Source organism: Streptomyces sp. NPDC001100, from assembly GCF_053598575.1.
Genome location: NZ_JBSFKO010000038.1, coordinates 1 through 1,836, shown reverse-complemented (window position 1 = coordinate 1,836; position 1,836 = coordinate 1). Strand labels below are relative to the sequence as shown.

Here is a 1,836-nt window from a genome sequence, read left to right as displayed (position 1 = left end):
CGATCCCTCCCGGCGTGCCGCCGTCGCCCTGGTCGCCGTCCTCGCCGCGCTGACCGCGGTCGCCCCGCTCGCGACCGACATGTACGTCCCCGGGTTCCCCGCCATGGGGGTCGCGCTCGGCGCGAGCAGCTCCGCCGTCCAGCTGACGATGACCGCGTTCCTGGCCGGACTCGTCGTCGGGCAGCTGCTCATCGGCCCGATCAGCGACAGCCTCGGCCGCCGCGGCCTGCTGCTGTCCGGGACGGCCGCGTTCATGGTCTTCTCCGTCGCCTGCGCCCTCGTGCCCAACGTCGGCCTGCTCGCGGGCGCCCGGTTCCTCCAGGGCCTGGCGGGCGCGGCCGGCATGGTGCTGGCCCGCGCCGTGCTCACCGACCGCTTCCACGGCGCCGAACTGCCGCGCTACTTCGCGATGCTCTCCCAGATCATGGGCGTCGCGCCGGTCGCCGCACCGGTGCTCGGCGGGGCGGTCCTGGCCGTGTCGACCTGGCGCGCGGTCTTCGTCGTACTGACCGTGATGGGCGGGCTGTTGCTGCTGGGCGTCCTGCGCAAGGTCCCGGAGACCCTGCCACCGGAACGGCGGCACGCCGGCGGGATCACGGACACCTTCCGCGCGATGGGCGCGCTGCTCGGCTGGCGGACGTTCATGGGATACGTCCTCGTCCTCGCGTTCATCTCGGCGGCGCTGTTCGCCTACATCAGCGGCTCCAGCTTCGTCTTCGAGAACCTGCACGGGGTGTCGGCCACGACGTACTCCCTCATCTTCGCGAGCAACGCCGTCGCCATGCTGATCGCCGGCGCGGCCTTCTCCCGACTCGCCGGACGCGTACGGCTGAACACCCTTCTCCTGGCCGCGGTCGGTGTCGCCGGGGCCGGTGCTCTCACACAGGTCGTGCTGGTGCTGACCCTGGGGGAGACCCTCGTCGGCACCTGGATCAGCCTGTTCGTCACGGCCGGCGGCATCGGTATGGTCTTCCCGTCGACCCTCAGCATCGGCCAGACCCTCGTCCGCAGCGCCCCGGGCGCGGCCTCCGCCCTCCTCGGCGGCCTGCAGTTCCTGTTCGGTGCCCTCGCCGCGCCCCTGGTCGGGCTGTTCGGGGAGGACAGCTCCCTGCCGATGGCGGTGATCATGCTGATCGCGGTGGCGGCGGCGGGAGTTGCGCTGGTGGGGCTGGCCAGGCCCTGGGAGGGGAAGGGGGAGCCGACGGCGCCGGCGACAGCGCCGTGACGGTTACCCGACGGCCCTGAGGAGTCTGTGCCGTTGAGCGCCGGCGGTCGTGTTCCGTCCATGCCGGCCGCCACAGCCGCCGGGCAGACTCGGTCTTGATCCTTGCCAGGACCTGGCAGCCGTCGTGCTCGGGCAGGTTCGCTTCGGGCTGAATCTTGTGCAAACAGATTCACTGGGGCGGCCTGAAAAGCTTTGTCGGGGGCACTCGGGTTTCTGCGGCGCCGGTGGGTGCCGCTCCCCGACGGAAAGAGAAAACCGTGTACATAGGCGTGGGTACTGTCGTCCTCATCATTGTCATCGTCCTTGTCGTCATGATGCTGCGCCGCCGCTGACCCGTGCCTTTTGTGCCGCACGGTCAGCCGTGACCACGGCCCGCCCCGGATCGCTTTTCTCGGATCCCGGGCGGGCATCGTCATGAGTGGTGCGCGAATTCACATCGCGGATCGTGGTGGCTGCCGCATCAGCTGGTGAATTGGTTGATTCTTGTACTTTTCTCGTCCTGGTATTCGGCGGCGCGGGGTTGGCCATCAATAAATGGATGAGGGTGTGAGAGGGGAAATGACGGGCACTCGACCTGCCGAGGGTCGCCCACCGCATTTCCGGACGGGCTC

At 69.6% G+C, this 1,836-nt stretch carries 2 protein-coding genes; one reads left to right on the top strand and one right to left on the bottom strand.

The window, feature by feature from the left end:
* Positions 1-1,225 (top strand): multidrug effflux MFS transporter (locus tag ACWDEW_RS38635; RefSeq protein WP_450519434.1); only part of this gene is annotated, 1,225 nt, incomplete at its 5' end.
* 309 nt (positions 1,226-1,534) lie between these two features.
* Here the strand turns inward: ACWDEW_RS38635 and ACWDEW_RS38630 are convergent.
* Positions 1,535-1,836, bottom strand: a 302-nt coding sequence (locus ACWDEW_RS38630) for a hypothetical protein (protein ID WP_450519432.1), incomplete at its 5' end; no start/stop codon positions are given.